This is a genomic window from Streptomyces scopuliridis, assembly GCF_042790125.1.
Taxonomy (GTDB): Bacteria; Actinomycetota; Actinomycetes; order Streptomycetales; family Streptomycetaceae; genus Streptomyces; species Streptomyces scopuliridis_A.
The window spans coordinates 1-15,972 of sequence record NZ_JBHTZS010000049.1 but is presented as its reverse complement, the minus strand read 5'-3'; the positions used below and the strand labels follow the sequence as shown (position 1 = coordinate 15,972).

The 15,972-nt window shown below is 72.4% G+C and carries 14 protein-coding genes and 1 pseudogene; 14 read left to right on the top strand and 1 reads right to left on the bottom strand.

Annotated elements, in window-relative coordinates; genetic code table 11:
* Positions 1-498 precede the first annotated feature (498 nt).
* The 9 genes and pseudogenes from ACFRKB_RS37175 to ACFRKB_RS37135 all read left to right on the top strand — a co-directional run bounded on the left by ACFRKB_RS37175 (position 499) and on the right by ACFRKB_RS37135 (position 10,762).
* A pseudogene (locus tag ACFRKB_RS37175) lies at positions 499-2,473 on the top strand (tetratricopeptide repeat protein).
* 155 nt (positions 2,474-2,628) lie between these two features.
* Entirely contained in the window at positions 2,629-3,744 is a 1,116-nt protein-coding gene (gene ald / locus ACFRKB_RS37170; protein WP_383111022.1) for an alanine dehydrogenase, read from the top strand.
* 382 nt (positions 3,745-4,126) lie between these two features.
* Positions 4,127-5,248 (top strand): ParA family protein, encoded by a 1,122-nt coding sequence (locus tag ACFRKB_RS37165; RefSeq protein ID WP_030354916.1) that lies wholly within the window; start codon positions 4,127-4,129, stop codon positions 5,246-5,248.
* The gene (locus tag ACFRKB_RS37160; protein WP_383111035.1) at positions 5,245-5,859 is read left to right on the top strand and encodes a hypothetical protein; all 615 of its coding nucleotides are present in this window, start codon (positions 5,245-5,247) and stop codon (positions 5,857-5,859) included. Before ACFRKB_RS37165 ends, ACFRKB_RS37160 begins: the two co-directional genes overlap by 4 nt.
* A 47-nt stretch (positions 5,860-5,906) precedes the next feature.
* Positions 5,907-6,971 carry a segregation and condensation protein A gene (locus ACFRKB_RS37155; protein WP_383111021.1) on the top strand — a complete coding sequence of 355 codons (1,065 nt, stop codon included), beginning with the start codon at positions 5,907-5,909 and terminating at the stop codon, positions 6,969-6,971.
* An 86-nt stretch (positions 6,972-7,057) separates the two neighbouring features.
* Positions 7,058-7,624, top strand: a complete 567-nt coding sequence (gene scpB / locus ACFRKB_RS37150) for an SMC-Scp complex subunit ScpB (RefSeq protein ID WP_376585423.1) — start codon at positions 7,058-7,060, stop codon at positions 7,622-7,624.
* Entirely contained in the window at positions 7,624-8,814 is a 1,191-nt protein-coding gene (locus tag ACFRKB_RS37145) for a pseudouridine synthase (protein WP_383111020.1), read from the top strand. The genes scpB and ACFRKB_RS37145 overlap by 1 nt, the downstream gene beginning before the upstream one ends.
* A 185-nt stretch (positions 8,815-8,999) precedes the next feature.
* Positions 9,000-9,743, top strand: coding sequence for an NUDIX hydrolase (locus tag ACFRKB_RS37140; RefSeq protein ID WP_383111019.1), 744 nt, complete (start codon positions 9,000-9,002; stop codon positions 9,741-9,743).
* Positions 9,740-10,762, top strand: a complete 1,023-nt coding sequence (locus tag ACFRKB_RS37135; RefSeq protein ID WP_383111018.1) for an ADP-ribosylglycohydrolase family protein — start codon at positions 9,740-9,742, stop codon at positions 10,760-10,762. The genes ACFRKB_RS37140 and ACFRKB_RS37135 overlap by 4 nt, the downstream gene beginning before the upstream one ends.
* Before the next feature lie 24 nt (positions 10,763-10,786).
* Here the strand turns inward: ACFRKB_RS37135 and ACFRKB_RS37130 are convergent, their stop codons facing one another.
* Complete coding sequence (locus tag ACFRKB_RS37130) at positions 10,787-11,248, bottom strand: nucleotidyltransferase domain-containing protein (RefSeq protein WP_383111017.1); 462 nt, start codon at positions 11,246-11,248, stop codon at positions 10,787-10,789.
* 89 nt (positions 11,249-11,337) lie between these two features.
* On the opposite strand from ACFRKB_RS37130, the gene aroH reads away from it, so the two are divergent.
* The 5 genes from aroH to der all read left to right on the top strand — a co-directional run bounded on the left by aroH (position 11,338) and on the right by der (position 15,911).
* The gene (gene aroH / locus ACFRKB_RS37125; protein ID WP_365977648.1) at positions 11,338-11,700 is read left to right on the top strand and encodes a chorismate mutase; all 363 of its coding nucleotides are present in this window, start codon (positions 11,338-11,340) and stop codon (positions 11,698-11,700) included.
* Positions 11,697-12,782, top strand: a complete 1,086-nt coding sequence (locus tag ACFRKB_RS37120; RefSeq protein WP_383111016.1) for a prephenate dehydrogenase — start codon at positions 11,697-11,699, stop codon at positions 12,780-12,782. Before aroH ends, ACFRKB_RS37120 begins: the two co-directional genes overlap by 4 nt.
* Positions 12,783-12,968: 186 nt before the next feature.
* Positions 12,969-13,682 (top strand): (d)CMP kinase, encoded by a 714-nt coding sequence (gene cmk / locus ACFRKB_RS37115; protein ID WP_383111015.1) that lies wholly within the window; start codon positions 12,969-12,971, stop codon positions 13,680-13,682.
* On the top strand, positions 13,640-14,377 hold the full coding sequence (locus ACFRKB_RS37110) for a lysophospholipid acyltransferase family protein (RefSeq protein ID WP_383111014.1): 738 nt from the start codon (positions 13,640-13,642) through the stop codon (positions 14,375-14,377). The genes cmk and ACFRKB_RS37110 overlap by 43 nt, the downstream gene beginning before the upstream one ends.
* A 73-nt stretch (positions 14,378-14,450) precedes the next feature.
* On the top strand, positions 14,451-15,911 hold the full coding sequence (gene der, locus ACFRKB_RS37105) for a ribosome biogenesis GTPase Der (RefSeq protein ID WP_365977651.1): 1,461 nt from the start codon (positions 14,451-14,453) through the stop codon (positions 15,909-15,911).
* Positions 15,912-15,972 lie beyond the last annotated feature (61 nt).

Below are 15,972 nucleotides of genomic sequence, written 5' to 3'. Positions count from 1 at the left end.
CCCGGAACGAACGAGACTGACGGGCCGTCGGACCAGCGGCGGAGCCGTTCCGCGTCGGCCGCCGAGGAGCGGCCGGCGGCGGGTTCCGGGGCGGGAGGTACGGCCCGGGTGAGTATCCCGGAGGGTCCCGGGGACGCGGCCGACGCCGTGGACGCGAGCGGTACGGCGAGGCCGGAGCCGGACGCCGTGACGGAGCGTGGTGAGGCGCGGCGGACGGTGCGCGAGGGCACCCGCGCGGAGGCGTCGGACCCGGCGGACGGCTCCGACACGTCCGCCGGTCCGGCCACCGGAGAGGCCGGGCCCGGGGACAGCGCCGCGCGGTCCGGGCCCGGGGATCCGCCGTCGGGGCCGGACGCTCTGCCGTCGGGACCCGGAGCCGGCTGTCTCGCCCCGGTCATCCCCGCCGAGCCTGCCGTAACCCCTGCGGATCTCACGCCGCCGGTCGGGCCGTCCCCCTCCGGCCGGACGGGCCCCGCGAAACCGCCGTCCGACGAGCGGGTGTTCTTCGGCAGACAGCGCGAACTCAAGGCGCTGCGCGGTGACATCGAGCGGGCCGGGCTCAACACGCTCTCCGGCCGCAAGGAGCCGCGCGCCCGGGTGCTGCTGATCGCGGGCCGGCCCGGCTCGGGCCGTACCGCGCTGGCCGAGGAGCTGACCCGGCAGCTGCGCGGCGGCTATCCGGACGGTGTCGTACGGACCCGCCTCACCGAGCCCGGCGGTGAGCCGGTGCCCACCGAGCGCACCGCGCGCGAGATCCTCAACGCGTTCGGCCTCGCCACTCCGCCCGGCGCGGGCGAGGACGAGCTGTCCGAGATGGTGCGCGAGGCGCTCTCCGCGCGGCGGGTGCTGCTGCTCCTCGACGACGCCGTCGACGCCGAGCAGGTCGACCCGCTGGTGCCCGACAACCCCGGCTGCCTGGTGGTCGCGGTCGCGCAGGGTCCGCTGACCGGGATCCCCGACGTCCGTCCGTGCACGCTCGGCGGGATGGACACCAAGGCCGCCATCGAGCTGCTCGGCCGGTTCACCGGCGCCGTCCGGATCACCGTCGATCCGCAGGCCGCGGAATCGCTCGCCGAGGAGTGCGGCGGCCAGCCCTCCGCGCTCGTACTGGCCGGCGGCTGGCTCGCCGCCCGGCCCACCGCGTCCGTCGCCGATGTGACCAAACAGCTGCGGGCCCTGCCCCACGACTGGGAGCGGCCCGTCGGTGACCGGCCGCTCGCGCGCGCCTTCCATCTCGTCTACGAGACCCTGCCCTCGCCCGCCGCCCGGATACTGCGACTGCTCGCCCTCGCGCCCGCGGGTCTCGCCGACGCCCACACCGCGTCCGCGCTGGCCGGCTGTTCGGTCTCGGCCGCCAGGACCACGCTGGACGACTTCGCCGCCCGGGGGCTGCTCCGGGTGGTCGACGCCGAGCAGTACGAGGTGCCCGGCTGTCTGGTCCCGCTGCTGCGCGCCGTCATGGAGGAGCACGACCGGCCCGCCGAGGTGCAGCTCGCCCGCGCGCGGATGCTGGAGCGGAGCGTGCGGCTGCTCCAGTCCTGCCGCGCCGTCACCGAGCCCGACGGCTCCCCGGCCCGCAAGAAGCTGGCCGCGCTGCCCCGCGCGCTGCGCTTCCCGAACGCCGCGGCGGCGGCCGGCTGGCTGTCCGCGCGACAGCCCGCGCTGCTGGCCTCCGCCCGGCTCGCGGTCGCCGACGGTGAGCTGGACACGCTGGCCAGGCGGCTGGTGGCCGCGCTGGTCAGGGCGCTGGCCGCGCACCGGGGCACCGAGGCGGCGGCGCCCGAGCTGTACGGGCTCCATCAGCTGGTGCTCGATATCGCCGAGCGGCGCGAGCTGCACCGCGAGCAGGCCGCCGCGCTGCTGAACATCGGCGATCTGGACGCCCGGACCGGCCGTACGCAGGACGCGCTGACCCGCTACCGCGCCGCGCTGGACGCCGGAAGGACCGCGAACGATCTCTACGCGACCGGCCGCGCGATGGAATCCGTAGGCGGTGCCTACCAGGATCTGCGGGACTGGCAGCGGGCCGCCGACTGGTACGGCAGGGCGCTCGCCCAGCGGCTGAGCCGGGGCGAGCGCGCCGACGAGGCCCGGCTCTACGGCCGCCTCGGCACCGTCTTCACCTACGCGGGGCTGTACGGCGAGGCGCTGCGCAACTGGCGGGCCGCCGTCGCGGGCTACCGCAGGCTGCGCGATCTCCCGGGTCAGGCACGGGCGTTGAGCGAGGCGGCCCGGGTCCAGGAGTACGCGGGCCGGCCGCAGGAGTCGCTGCGCACCTGCCAGGAGGCGGTCGAGTGGGCGCGGCTGGCCGGGGACGAACGGCTCCAGGCCGCGCTTCAGCTCAGGCTGGCCGACACCCTGGACCGGCTCGGCGACCCGACCGCGGCGAGGCTGCACCGGGCCACGGCCGATCGTCTGCTGGAAACGGAGGGAAAACACCTACGAAATCCGTAGCGCTTCGGCTGGGGATTGATGCTTTGCAAGGCTAGACACCGACAAATCCTTCATTAAACTGGCTACGCCGCACCCCCCGCGGCGTCTGCCCGTGCACCACGCGTGCCCGGGTATGTATGGGATCGCCCCTGGACATCCCCCGGACATCCCCTGAGCCAAGGACCGTGATCTGCCGTGTTGATCGGTATCCCCCGCGAGGTCAAGAACAACGAGTTCCGGGTGGCCATCACCCCGGCCGGCGTCCATGAGCTGGTACGCCAGGGTCACCAGGTCGTCATCGAGCGGAACGCCGGCGCCGGCTCCTCGATCACGGACGAGGAGTTCGGCGCGGCCGGCGCCCGGATACTGGCCACCGCCGACGAGGTCTGGGCCGCCGCCGATCTGCTGCTGAAGGTCAAGGAGCCGGTCGCCGAGGAGTACCACCGGCTGCGCAAGGGCCAGACGCTCTTCACGTATCTGCATCTCGCCGCCTCCCGCGCGTGCACCGACGCCCTGCTGGACTCCGGCACCACCGCCATCGCGTACGAGACCGTCGAGACCGCGAACCGCGCGCTGCCGCTGCTCGCGCCGATGTCCGAGGTCGCGGGCCGGCTGGCGCCGCAGGTCGGCGCGTACCACCTGATGCGCTCGGCCGGCGGCCGGGGCGTGCTGCCGGGCGGCGTGCCCGGTACGGCGGCCGGCCGGGCCGTCGTCATCGGCGGTGGTGTCTCGGGCTGGAACGCCACGCAGATCGCCGTCGGCATGGGCTTCCATGTGACGCTGCTCGACCGGGACATCAACAAGCTGCGCGAGGCCGACAGGATCTTCGGCACGAAGGTCCAGACCATCGTCTCCAACGCCTTCGAACTGGAGAAGGCGGTCGTCGAGGCGGACCTCGTCGTCGGGGCCGTTCTGATCCCGGGCGCGAAGGCGCCGAAGCTGGTCACGAACGAGCTCGTCGCCAAGATGAAGCCCGGAAGTGTACTTGTCGACATTGCGATTGATCAGGGCGGCTGCTTCGAGGATTCGCGGCCGACGACGCACGCCGAGCCGACGTTCCAGGTCCACGACTCGGTCTTCTACTGCGTGGCCAACATGCCGGGAGCCGTTCCGCACACCTCCACGTACGCGCTGACCAACGCCACGCTGCCGTACATCGTGGAGCTCGCGAACCGCGGCTGGCTGGACGCGCTGCGCCGGGACCCGGCCCTCGCCAGGGGGCTCAACACCCATGAGGGCCAGGTGATTTACCGCGAGGTCGCCGAGGCCCATGGGCTGGATCACGCCGAATTGGCCGCGCTTCTGGGCTGATGTGTCAACGCGCTTCGTCAACATCGCGCCAACGGCCGGATCTTGCGCAGCGAGGTCCGGCCGTACGCGTGTCCGGTGGTCGCCGAACGGCGGGTCAACACGCCTCGAACGTAATGCTTTCAACCGTTTCGCGCGTCGGCGAAACATGCCGGGCATGCCTTGGTGAGAGGCTTGTGCGCCCTTGACAGCGAGGTGTTCCGTTGCCGACACATCGGGCCGGGTCCGGCGGATTGTGTTGCTGCGAAGCGGTGACACGCCATAGAGTCGCCAACCGTCGGCATGGTGCCACGCTGACCTATCGATAAGTTTCCTGGTCCCGTCCAAGGAGGTAAGACGACTTGTGAATGAGTCGACATTTACTCCCGGGGGTGGTCAACCAGGAATGCCTGTGAGGAGCCAGAGCCCGTCGTCCGGGCTCAAGGCTGTCGGCTCCGTAGCGGTCCGCACCTTCGCCACCCACCAGCACATGACGACAGCCCACCAGATGATGGACGGCCAACACGTGAACGCCATGGCCGGCAACGAGGGTGGCCGAGAGTCCACTCCATTCGCCGACTACGACGAAGTGCCCGAGGGGCACTTCTACGACCCCGACGCCGAGTACGAGCCCGACCCCGAGTACGCGGCCACCCTCGCCCCCGACGCCGCCCGCCAGCGTCGCGAGCGGATCGGCCCGACCGGGCGTCCCCTGCCGTACTTCCCGATCCCGGGCCCGCTCACCGACCACGGCCCCGCGAAGATCATCGCGATGTGCAACCAGAAGGGCGGCGTCGGCAAGACGACGTCGACCATCAACCTGGGTGCCGCGCTCGCGGAGTACGGCCGGCGTGTGCTGCTCGTCGACTTCGACCCGCAGGGAGCCCTGTCGGTCGGTCTCGGTGTGAACCCGATGGAGCTGGACCTCACCGTCTACAACCTGCTCATGGAGCGGGGCATGGCGGCCGACGAGGTGCTGCTGAAGACCGCCGTGCCCAACATGGACCTGCTGCCGAGCAATATCGATCTCTCGGCCGCGGAAGTGCAGTTGGTGAGCGAGGTCGCGCGCGAGTCCACGCTCCAGCGGGCGTTGAAGCCGCTGATGCAGGACTACGACTACATCGTGATCGACTGCCAGCCCTCGCTCGGTCTGCTGACCGTGAACGCGCTGACCGCCGCGCACAAGGTGATCGTGCCGCTGGAGTGCGAGTTCTTCGCGCTGCGCGGGGTGGCGCTGCTGACGGAGACCATCGAGAAGGTCCAGGAACGGCTCAACCCCGAGCTGGAGCTCGACGGCATCCTCGCCACGATGTACGACTCCCGTACGGTGCACAGCCGTGAGGTCCTCGCCCGCGTGGTCGAGGCCTTCGACGATCACGTCTACCACACGGTGATCGGGCGGACCGTACGCTTCCCGGAGACCACGGTGGCCGGTGAGCCGATCACCACGTACGCCTCGAACTCCGTCGGCGCCGCCGCGTATCGCCAGCTCGCCAGGGAGGTGCTCGCCCGGTGTCACGCCGAGTGAGTCTGCCCGGGGCCGACGAGCTGTTCCGTACGACCGGGGGCATGGCGCTGCAGTCCTCCTCCCCGGCGGACCGGCGCAGGAACGCCAACGGCGAGCCCCGGGTGCCAGCTCCGGCGGGCGAGAGTGATCCGTCCGGTGAACAGGCGGGCGCTGCCGCCGCCTCCGCCTCCTCCACCGCGGTGGAGGAGCACCCCGCCGCCGGTACGGGCGCCCCGGAGCCGCCCCGGAGCCGGACCGCCGACGCCGAGCAGGCCGCCTCCGCGGTGAAGGGGCGACGGCCGCAGGAGGCCGCTTCCGCGTCCTCCGCGGGCCAGGGGCAGGGTCAGGGCCAGGCGCAGGCCGCCGGGCCGCAGAACGGGCAGCAGCGCCGCCGGGGACGTGGCGCCAACCGCCGCCCCAGCGGACGCGAACGGCACGACGAGAAGATCACGGTCTATGTCTCGGCCGAGGAACTGATGGACCTCGAACACGCGCGGCTCGTGCTGCGCGGTGAGCACGGACTCGCCGTGGACCGCGGGCGGATCGTCCGCGAGGCCGTCGCCGTGGTCCTCGCCGACCTCGAATCGCGCGGCGACGCGAGCATCCTCGTACGGCGCCTGCGCGGGCGCTGAAGATAGCCTGCGCGGGCCGCCACTCCGCTCCCGCCCCCAGGACCCCGATGCCCCCGCCCCCCGGTCTCCACCGCCCGTCCCGCCGCACTCTGGGCCGCGGGCCAGGGGCGTCGGCGCCCGAGCCCGTGGTGGAGCCCGCTGTTCCCGCGCCCGCTCCCGTACCCGAGCCTGTGGTGGAGCCCGCGCCCATGCCGGAGCCCGAGCCGGTGCCCGAGCCCGCTGCTGTGCCGGAGCCGGCGTCCGCGCCCGAGGCCGCTCCCGGTGACGGGCGGTTCACCGTACGGCTGGTGAACTTCGAGGGCCCCTTCGACCTGCTGCTCCAGCTCATCTCCAAGCACAAGCTGGATGTGACCGAGGTCGCGCTGTCGAAGGTCACCGACGAGTTCATGGCCCACATCCGCGCCATGGGGCCGGACTGGGACCTCGACCAGACCACCGAGTTCCTGGTCGTCGCGGCGACCCTGCTGGATCTGAAGGCCGCCCGGCTGCTGCCCGCCGCCGAGGTCGAGGACGAGGCCGATCTCGCGCTGCTCGAAGCGCGGGACCTGCTCTTCGCGCGGCTCCTCCAGTACCGCGCGTACAAACAGGTCGCGGAGATCTTCAGCGAGCGCCTGGACACCGAGGCCCGGCGCTATCCCCGTACCGTCGGACTGGAGCCGCACCACGCCGCGCTGCTCCCCGAGGTCGTCATCAGCATCGGGCCCGAGGGGTTCGCGAGGCTCGCCGTGAAGGCGATGCAGCCGAAGCCCAGGCCCCAGGTGTACGTGGAGCACATCCACGCGCCGCTGGTGTCGGTGCGGGAACAGGCGGGGATCGTCGTCGCGCGGCTGCGGGAGCACGGCGAGATCAGCTTCCTGGCGCTCACCGAGGACGCCGCGGACACCCTCACCGTCGTGGCGCGCTTCCTGGCGCTGCTGGAGCTCTACCGGGAGCGTGCCGTCGCCCTGGACCAGGAGGAGGCGCTCGGCGCGCTCATGGTCCGCTGGACGGGCGGGGACGGTGATGTGGAGGCCGCCGTGACGGACGAGTTCGACCGTGAGTCCGGGCCGGCCGGCGAGACGGACGGGAAGCAGGCCGGCGGAACGGACGAGAAGAAGAGGGTGACGGCGTGAGCGAGCGGGAGCGGGAGCAGGCGAGGGAGCGGGCGGCTAGTACGGTCGCGGAGCTGGACCTCAAGCCCGCGCTGGAGGCGGTCCTCATGGTCGTCGACGAGCCCGCCACCGAGGAACATCTCGCCAAGGTCCTCGACCGCCCCCGGCGGGCCGTCGCCGACGCGCTGCGCGAACTGGCCGACGAGTACAGCGTGCAGCGCCGTGGCTTCGAGCTGCGGCTGATCGCCGGCGGCTGGCGCTTCTACACCCGGCCCGAGTACGCGGAGGCCGTGGAGGCGTTCGTGCTCGACGGCCAGCAGGCCCGGCTCACCCAGGCGGCGCTGGAGACGCTGGCGGTCGTCGCGTACCGCCAGCCGGTGAGCCGTTCGCGGGTCTCGGCGGTGCGCGGAGTGAACTGTGACGGTGTCATGCGGACCCTGCTCCAGCGCGGGCTGGTGGAGGAGGCGGGCGCGGAACCCGAAACAGGTGCGATCCTGTACAGGACGACGAACTACTTTTTGGAGCGGATGGGCCTGCGGGGCCTGGACGAGCTCCCGGAACTCGCGCCCTTCCTTCCCGAGGCGGACGCGATCGAGGCCGAGAGCCAGGAAGGCGTTCCGTCGTTCGATCCGGACGCACCGGATACCGACGCAGACGACAAGACGGAACTTTGATGCGAAGCAGCGGCAGGAACAGCGGAAGCGGCAACAGGAGCGGCGGAGGCGGGAGCGGCGGCGGCGACCGGGACAACCGGGGAGCCGGCGGCGGGCGTGACGACGAGCGGAAGCGGCCGTCCCGACCCCGTCCCGAGGAGCGCCGTTACGACGTCGGCCGCTCGGGTCCCACCGGTGGTTCCGGCGCGTCCGGGGCACCCGCCGGCGCGCGCCGTTCCGGCGGTTCCGGCGGTTCCGCGGGCGGCGCCTCCGGCGGGGGCTCCCGTCAGGGCGGGGCCCGGGGAGCGGCGGCCCGCGGCGGTGCCAAGGGCGGTCCCAAGCCTTCGCAGAGCGGTGGCCGCGGCGGGCCGCGGCGCGGTGCGCCGTCCCGTCCGCGCGAGCTGGACGCCAAGATCGAGCAGCGCAACCGCGACCGGTACGCGGACCGGCCCTCGGTCAAGACGCCCAGGACCAACCCGGGCGCCGAGCAGGAGGGCGAGCGGCTGCAGAAGATCCTCGCCCGCGCCGGCATGGGCTCGCGCCGGGCGTGCGAGGAGCTGATCGAGCAGGCCAGGGTCGAGGTGAACGGCGAGATCGTCCTCGAACAGGGCATGCGCGTGAACCCGGACCGCGACGAGATCAAGGTCGACGGGCTCACGGTCGCCGCGCAGTCGCATCTCTTCTTCGCGCTGAACAAGCCGGCCGGGGTCGTCTCCACGATGGGGGACCCCGACGGGCGCCAGAACCTCGGCGACTACGTCACCAACCGCGAGACCCGGCTCTTCCATGTCGGCCGGCTCGACACCGAGACCGAGGGCATCATCCTGCTCACCAACCACGGTGAGCTGGCCCACCGCCTCACGCACCCCAAGTACGGCGTCAAGAAGATCTATCTCGCCGCGATCCAGGGCCCGCTGCCGCGCGATCTGGGCAAGCGGCTGAAGGACGGCATCCAGCTGGACGACGGCTACGCCAAGGCCGACCACTTCCGGGTCGTCGAGAACACGGGCAAGAACTACCTGGTGGAGGTCACTCTCCACGAGGGCCGTAAGCACATCGTCCGCCGGATGCTCGCCGAGGCGGGCTTCCCGGTCGACCGGCTCGTCCGCACGTCCTTCGGCCCGATCCCGCTGGGCGACCAGAAGTCCGGCTGGCTGCGCCGCCTCACCAACACCGAGGTCGGCATGCTGATGAAGGAAGTCGGTCTGTAACCCGCTCGCGGCGTCCCGCCGGGGATACGCCGGACTCCGGGACACGCCGGACATCGCGAAGCCCGCGGCCGTATGGCCGCGGGCTTCTCCCTTGTACGGAGGGCGAGTTCGCCTTTATAGTCAACCTGACCATTAAGCGTGACCGTCAAGCGTGACCGTTCAGCGTGAACAGGAGTGGGGTGGCCATGACGAACCGGGGACGGCGTGTGCCGCGGGGCTACGATCCCGCCGCCTTCGAGCCGTTCGCGGTCACCGTCGATCTCGCCGTCTTCACCGTGCGCCTGGGCCGGCTGCACGTACTCCTCGTCGAGCGGGGCGAGGAACCGTACCGGGGCGGCTGGGCGCTGCCCGGCGGCTTCGTACGGCCCAGGGAGTCCGCCGGACAGGCCGCCCGCCGCGAACTCGCCGAGGAGACCGGTCTGTTGGCGCGGAGCGCGGGCGCGCTCCATCTGGAACAGCTGCGTACCTACAGCGATCCGGACCGCGACCCCAGGATGCGGGTGGTGTCCGTGGCGTACGCCGCGCTCGTCCCCGATCTGCCCGAGCCGCGCGGCGGCGGGGACGCGGCCCGCGCCCGGTGGGTGGAGTTCGGCGCCCGCGGGCCGCTCGCCTTCGACCACGAGCACATCCTCGCCGACGCCTACGACCGGGTCGGCGCCAAGCTCGAATACACCTGTCTCGCCACGGCCTTCTGCCCGCCCGAGTTCACGCTCGGGGAGCTGCGGCAGGTGTACGAGACCGTCTGGGGCGTGGCGCTCGACCGCCCCAACTTCCGGCGCAAGGTCCTCACCACGCCCGGGTTCGTCCAGGCGCTGGAGGGGCCGCCGCGCCGGACGGGTGGCCGGGGGAAACCGGCCGCGCTGTACCGCGCGGGCCCCGCCACCACGCTGCACCCACCTCTGCTGCGACCGGAAGGACGGAAGACATGATCATCGCGAGGGGCCTGACCAAACAGGCCGCCACGGGCTCGTTGATCGGGCTCGCGCTCGGTGACGCGCTGGGCTTTCCCACCGAGTTCAACGATGTGCCGTCGATCCTGGCCAAGTGCGGCCCCTGGCGGGAGATGGCGCTGCCGGAGCCCGCGTTCGTCACGGACGACACCCAGATGACGCTGGCGTTCGCGCGCGGGATCAGGACCGCGATGGACCGGGGCGTGCTCGGTCCGCTGCGGCTGGAGCGGCCGGTGCGCGACGAGTTCGTCAGCTGGTACCACTCCCCGGACAACAACCGCGCCCCCGGCGCCACCTGCATGACCGCCTGCAAGCTCCTCGACAGCGACCGCCCCTGGCAGCGGGCCAGCCGGACCGGCTCCAAGGGCTGCGGCGCCAATATGCGGGTCGCGCCGATCGGGCTCGTCCCCGGCCTCAGCGACGAACAGCGCGCCGGCGCCGCGCAGTTGCAGGCGGCGCTCACCCACGGCCATCCGACGGCGCTCGCCGCCTCCGATCTGACGGCCCGCGCGGTCTATCTGCTGGCCCACGGCGGCGAGCCGCAGGGGCTGGTGGGCCAGCTGCGCTCGTACGCGTACGAGAACCGCGAGCACTACTACCACCGCTGGCTCGGCGACCTCTGGACCCTCGTCGGCGACCCGACCCCCGAGACTTTCATCGCCCGGGGCTGGGACGAGTGCCTGGCAGCCCTGGAACGCCTCCAGGAGGCCCTGCGCACACCCTCCCCGGAGACCGACCCCTGTCTGGCCACCGGGGACGGCTGGATCGCCGAGGAAGCCCTCGCCACGGGTCTGCTCTGCTTCCTCCTCTTCCCCCAGGACCCGGTCACCGCCCTGCGCCGCGCGGCCTGCACGAGGGGCGACTCCGACTCCCTCGCCTGCCTGACGGGCGCGTTCGCGGGCGCGCACCTGGGCGCGGGCGCGTGGCCCCAGGAGTGGGCGGAGCGGATCGAGTACCACGGCGAGCTGATGACGCTGGGCGCGCTCTGGGATTCCTGAGCCGCCCCGTCCTCGGCTCGCTCGTCAGAGCGCCGAGGCGCGGCGTGCGCGGATGAGGAAGTCCTCGACGCGCGCGTGGACCGGCTCGGGCGGCAGGGGGGAGCCCAGCTTCTTGCGCCGGCCCTCGGCGTAGCGGGCGAAGGTCCGGTGCGCGCGGCGGGACAGGAACGCGTGGCGCAGGGCGAGCAGTTCACGGCCGGTGTCGTCGATCCGCTCCACGAGCGGGGAGTGCAGGCACTCCAGGACATTGGGGTTGGTCCGCAGGGCGAGGTGGCAGAAGCGCTCCAGCTCCCAGGAGAACTGCTCCGCGGCCGGGCCCTCGACATGCGCCGGCGGCTTCTCGAAGCGCCAGAAGAGGGGGGCCGGGGCGAGGAAGACACCGCGCCGGTCGGTGTCGCTCCCCTCCGTCGCCAGTCCGAAGGCGCGCGAGCCCATCACACACGCGTAGACGGTGTGTTCACGGACGAGCGCTTCCGGCGAGGTCATGGAGGAGAGGGTACGGCGGCGCCCCGCCGCGTTCGCGGGCATTTCTCTCCGTACCCTGGGACGAGCAGTCGATCACTGAGGAGAACGTCGTGGCGGTACGAGCGGTCCGCGGAGCGGTCCAGCTGGAGCGGGACGAAGCCGGGCACATGGACGACCAGGTCAGGCAGCTCCTCACCGCGATCCTGGAACGCAACGCGCTCACCGCGGACGATCTGATCAGCGTCTGGTTCACTGCCACGCCCGATCTGCACAGCGACTTCCCGGCCGCCGCGGCCCGCGGGCTCGGCATCGTCGACGTCCCCCTGATCTGCGCCCAGGAACTGGACATCGCGGGCGCCCTGCCGCGCGTCGTCCGTATCCTCGCCCATATCGAGTCCGACCTCCCCAAGTCCGAGATCGCGCACGTCTACCTCGGCGCCGCCGCCGCCCTCCGCAAGGACATCGCCCAGTGAGAACCGCCGTCGTCATCGGTACGGGCCTGATCGGCACCTCGGCGGCGCTGGCCCTGGCCGGCCGCGGGGTCACCGTCCATCTCAGCGACCACGACCCCTCGCGCGCCAGGACCGCCGCCGCGCTCGGCGCGGGGACGGACGAGGCGCCCGAGGGCCCCGTCGACCTCGCGATCATCGCCGTACCGCCCACGCATGTCGCCGCCACGCTCTCCGCGGCGATGCGCGACGGCGTGGCCCGCGGCTACCTGGACGTGGCCAGCGTCAAGGGCGGCCCCCGTCGCGAGCTGGAGGCGCTCGGCCTCGATCTCACCGCGTACATCGGTACGCACCCCATGGCCGGCAAGGAGCGCTCGGGGCCGCTGGCCGCGACCGCCGAGCTCTTCGAGGGGCGCCCCTGGGTGCTGACCCCGACCCGCGACACCGACACCGAGGTGCTCAATCTCGCCCTGGAACTGGTCGCGCTGTGCCGCGCCGTGCCGGTGGTGATGGACGCCGACGCGCACGACCGCGCCGTCGCCCTCGTCTCGCACACCCCGCAGCTGATCTCGTCGATGGTCGCCGCCCGGCTGGAGGAGGCCGACGAGACGGCCGTACGCCTCTGCGGCCAGGGCATCCGCGATGTCACCCGGATCGCGGCCTCCGACCCCGGGATGTGGGTCGAGATCCTCTCCGCCAACCCCGGCCCGGTCGCCGACGTACTGGCCGGGGTCGCCGCCGACCTCGGGGAGACGGTCGAGGCGCTGCGGGCGCTCCAGTCCTCGGACGCGGACCAGCGGCGCGGCGGGGCCGCCGGCATCGAGGACGTCCTGCGGCGCGGCAACGCGGGACGGGTACGGGTGCCCGGCAAGCACGGCGCGGCCCCCGCGACGTACGAGATCGTGGCCGTGCTCATCAGCGACCAGCCGGGCGAGCTGGCCCGGATCTTCGCGGACGCGGGCCGCGCCGGGGTCAATGTGGAGGACGTACGGATCGAGCACGCGACCGGGCAGCAGGCGGGTCTGGTGCAGCTGATGGTGGTGCCGTCGGCGGCTCCGGTGCTCTCGGCGGCCCTGCGGGAACGCGGCTGGTCGATCCGGCAGTAGTCCGGCGGTGGCCCGGTAGCGGTCCGGCACGGTCCGGCAGCGGTCCGGCGTGGGTGGTCCCGCGGGTTGGTCCGCGTCCCGCCGAACGGGTGCATGAGGGGTCCTGAACACTCGGTAACCTTGTGCGGGGGCGTCTGTGCGTCCCCGCACATCGACCCCCTTGAACCAGGAAGGTGTCCGACCCCCGTGGACAACGGAGCAACCCCCGCCCGGACCGCACCGGCCGCAGTGATCGTCGCCATCGACGGGCCCTCCGGCACGGGCAAGTCGAGCACCTCCAAGGCCGTGGCCACCCAGCTCGGTCTGAGCTACCTGGACACCGGCGCGCAGTACCGCGCGATGACCTGGTGGATGATCACCAACGGTGTCGACGTCGCGGACCCCGCCGCCATCGCGACCGCCGCGGGCAAGCCCGTACTGCTCTCCGGGACCGACCCGGCCGCCCCCACGATCACCGTGGACGGGGCGGACGCCTCCGGGCCGATCCGTACCCAGGAGGTCACCTCCAAGGTGAGCGCGGTCAGCGCCGTTCCCGAGGTACGGACCGTCGTCACCGAGCTCCAGCGCTCCATCGCCGCGTCGGCCGCGAACGGGATCGTGGTCGAGGGCCGCGACATCGGTACGACCGTGCTGCCGGACGCCGACCTCAAGATCTTCCTCACCGCGTCCCCGGAGGCGCGCGCCGCCCGGCGCAGCGGTGAGCTGAAGGGCAAGGAGGCGACCGATGTCGCCGCCACCAAGGACGCCCTGGCCAAGCGGGACGCGGCCGACTCCGGCCGTAAGACGTCCCCGCTCGCGAAGGCCGGCGACGCGGTCGAGGTGGACACCACGGATCTCACGCTCCAGCAGGTCATCGAGTGTGTCGTGACCCTGGTCGAGGAGAAGCGGGCCGCGCGGTGAGCACACCGTCGGCACCGGCGGCCGGAGCCACGTCCCCGAAGGACGCGGCCCCGGCCCCGGTCTCGGAGAAGGGCGCGGCGGTCGGGCGCGGCATCGGCATCGGGCTGATGTACGGCCTGTGGAGGCCGCGGGTGCTGGGCGCGTGGCGGGTCCCGGCGAGCGGCCCCGTCATCCTCGCCGTCAACCACGCGCACAACATCGACGGCCCGATGCTGATGGGCACCGCGCCCCGGCCGGTGCACTTCCTGATCAAGAAGGAAGCGTTCATCGGCCCGCTCGACCCGTTCCTGCGGGCCATCGGGCAGCTGAAGGTGGACCGTACGGTCGCCGACCGCGCCGCGATCACCGACGCGCTCGGGGTGCTCAGGGACGGCGGGGTGCTGGGGATATTCCCCGAGGGCACCCGGGGCGAGGGAGACTTCGCCTCACTGCGCGCCGGGCTGGCGTACTTCGCCGTACGGTCCGGCGCGCCGATCGTGCCGGTGGCGGTCCTGGGCAGTACGGAGCGCCGGGGCCGGCTGATACGGGCGCTGCCCCCGCTGCGCAGCCGCGTGGACGTCGTCTTCGGCGACGCCTTCGAGGCGGGGGACGGCACCGGGCGGCGCACCCGCAAGGCGCTGGACGACGCCACCGCGCGCATCCAGGAGCGGCTGACCGTCCACCTGGAAAACGCGAGGCGCCTGACCGGGCGCTAGCGGACACTTGAGTACTTGAGTAGTGCACCGCGTACCGCGGCGCACCGATCACGATGAACGAGGTACGGACTTCATGAACGACCAGATCGACTCCGCCGACGAGCACGGAGAGCTCGGCGATGCCGAGTACGCGGACTTCATGGAGCTTGCCGCTCAGGAGGGGTTCGAGCCCGAGGAGGTGGAGGGCGCGATCGGTGAGGCCGGTCATGGCCCGCTGCCCGTCCTCGCCGTCGTCGGCCGCCCGAATGTCGGCAAATCCACTCTCGTGAACCGGATCATCGGCCGCCGTGAGGCGGTCGTCGAGGACAAGCCCGGGGTCACCCGCGACCGGGTCACCTACGAGGCCGAGTGGGCGGGCCGCCGCTTCAAGATCGTCGACACCGGCGGCTGGGAGCAGGACGTCCTCGGTATCGACGCCTCCGTCGCCGCCCAGGCCGAGTACGCGATCGAGGCGGCCGACGCGGTCGTCTTCGTCGTGGACTCCACGGTCGGCGCGACCGACACCGACACGGCCGTGGTCCGGCTGCTGCGCAAGGCGGGCAAGCCCGTCGTGCTCTGCGCCAACAAGGTCGACGGCCCGAGCGGCGAGGCCGACGCCACGGCCCTCTGGTCGCTCGGGCTCGGCGAGCCCCACCCGGTCTCCTCGCTGCACGGCCGGGGCACCGGCGACATGCTCGACGCGGTGCTCGAAGCGCTGCCCGAGGCCCCGGCGCAGACGTTCGGCACCGCCCTCGGCGGCCCCCGCCGTATCGCGCTCATCGGCCGCCCGAACGTCGGCAAGTCGTCCCTGCTGAACAAGGTCGCGGGCCAGGACCGCGTCGTCGTCAACGAGATCGCGGGCACCACCCGTGACCCGGTCGACGAGCTGATCGAACTGGGCGGCGTCGTCTGGAAGTTCATCGACACCGCCGGTATCCGGCGCCGGGTCCATCTCCAGGAGGGCGCGGACTACTACGCCTCGCTGCGTACCGCCGCCGCCGTCGAGAAGGCCGAGGTGGCGGTCGTACTGATCGACACCAGCGAGTCCATCAGCGTCCAGGACCAGCGGATCATCACGATGGCCGTCGAGGCGGGCCGCGCCCTGGTCATCGCGTACAACAAGTGGGACACCCTCGACGAGGAGCGCCGCTACTACCTGGAGCGGGAGATCGAGACGGAGCTGGCACAGGTCGCCTGGGCCCCCCGGGTGAATGTCTCGGCGCGCACCGGCCGCCATATGGAGAAGCTGGTCCCGGCGATCGAGACGGCCCTCGCGGGCTGGGAGACCCGGGTTCCGACGGGCCGGCTCAACGCGTTCCTGGGCGAGCTGGTCGCCGCGCATCCGCACCCGGTCCGGGGCGGCAAGCAGCCCCGCATCCTGTTCGGTACGCAGGCGGGCACGAAGCCGCCGCGCTTCGTGCTCTTCGCCTCGGGCTTCATCGAGGCCGGCTACCGGCGCTTCGTGGAGCGCCGGCTGCGCGAGGAGTTCGGCTTCGAGGGCACCCCGATCCATATCTCCGTACGGGTGCGCGAGAAGCGCGGCCGCAAGAAGTAGGCCGGGAAGCCCGGACGTACGTCAACGCCGGAAGCGGTGGGGCCCGGCACGGAATCGTCCC

Excerpts from the sequence above, each read along its gene's own strand:
- ACFRKB_RS37135 (WP_383111018.1), top strand. The coding sequence starts at position 9,740 with ATGATCATCGCGAGGGGCCTGACCAAACAGGCCGCCACGGGCTCGTTG.
- der (WP_365977651.1), top strand. The coding sequence starts at position 14,451 with ATGAACGACCAGATCGACTCCGCCGACGAGCACGGAGAGCTCGGCGAT.
- ACFRKB_RS37140 (WP_383111019.1), top strand. The coding sequence starts at position 9,000 with ATGACGAACCGGGGACGGCGTGTGCCGCGGGGCTACGATCCCGCCGCC.
- ACFRKB_RS37165 (WP_030354916.1), top strand. The coding sequence starts at position 4,127 with ATGCCTGTGAGGAGCCAGAGCCCGTCGTCCGGGCTCAAGGCTGTCGGC.
- ACFRKB_RS37130 (WP_383111017.1), bottom strand. The coding sequence starts at position 11,248 with ATGACCTCGCCGGAAGCGCTCGTCCGTGAACACACCGTCTACGCGTGT.
- scpB (WP_376585423.1), top strand. The coding sequence starts at position 7,058 with ATGGTCGTCGACGAGCCCGCCACCGAGGAACATCTCGCCAAGGTCCTC.
- ACFRKB_RS37145 (WP_383111020.1), top strand. The coding sequence starts at position 7,624 with ATGCGAAGCAGCGGCAGGAACAGCGGAAGCGGCAACAGGAGCGGCGGA.
- ACFRKB_RS37155 (WP_383111021.1), top strand. The coding sequence starts at position 5,907 with ATGCCCCCGCCCCCCGGTCTCCACCGCCCGTCCCGCCGCACTCTGGGC.